Origin of the sequence: Streptomyces sp. NRRL F-2664 (genome assembly GCF_000719345.1) — a bacterium.
Taxonomy (GTDB): Bacteria; Actinomycetota; Actinomycetes; order Streptomycetales; family Streptomycetaceae; genus Streptomyces.
The window spans coordinates 1-762 of the sequence record NZ_JOFX01000275.1; the positions used below are offsets into that span (position 1 = coordinate 1).

The window sequence follows — 762 nt, forward strand, 5'->3', positions numbered from 1 at the left end:
GCCCAGGGGTGTCGGGCAGTTTGTCGGACCTCTTCGATCTGCGTTCGTAGACGGGCCGGCATGGGCCCGGTCAGGTCGGCCCACTCGCTGGGGGCGTGAGGCTGGTACAGGGAGATGAAGTCGCAGAACTGGCCCGGGCCGTAGGTGGTGACGAGTTGCTTGTAGTCCTGGGGCAGGTTCATGCCCAGTGCAGCCTCGATCCGGGACCAGTCAGGGGCTGGCGGGACGGTAGGGGGAGGTGGGCACAGGGCCGTCAGTGCTGTGAGGGCAGTCATCCGATTCCTTGGAGGCTAAGGACGGCGCCGGGGGCGGGGCTCGTCGTGAGCAGGGTTGTTAAGGATGGTCCCCTCATCGAACAGGAGGTTGCCGTCCCGGTCCTTTTTGGCTCCGAACGCCTCGAGCTGGATGGTCTTGGGGGGTGAGTCAGGATCATCGTTTACGTACTCCAGGTACACGCTGTACTGGACGACGTCGTTTCCGGCGACAGCGTCGTACACACGCTGCTCGAACATGCTCATTTCTGGCGTGTTCGTCGGGTTCTGGGAGATCGTGAACAGGTTGTCGTCATGATCACCGGATCCGCCGAGCTGCCGCGCCAGCATGTGCCCGCGGGCCTGTCCCTTGTCCGGCTGGTAGCCAGGAGGGATGATCGAGTTACGGGCGTGTGTGCCTTCATCAAGCATGTTGCGGGTGATGATGGCGTGCATCTCATAGGGACGTCCGTGCTCGTCGCGAACCCACCTGACTTGCCCCGCCCATGTG

Annotated in this window: 1 protein-coding gene and 1 pseudogene; both read right to left on the reverse strand. The window is 63.4% G+C overall.

The window, feature by feature from the left end; genetic code table 11:
• Window positions 1-182, reverse strand: a pseudogene (locus tag IF89_RS39440) (hypothetical protein); the annotation flags it as partial.
• Between the two features lie 108 nt (window positions 183-290).
• On the reverse strand, window positions 291-762 hold a 472-nt coding region (locus IF89_RS0135730), incomplete at its 5' end, for a DNA/RNA non-specific endonuclease (protein ID WP_199820665.1).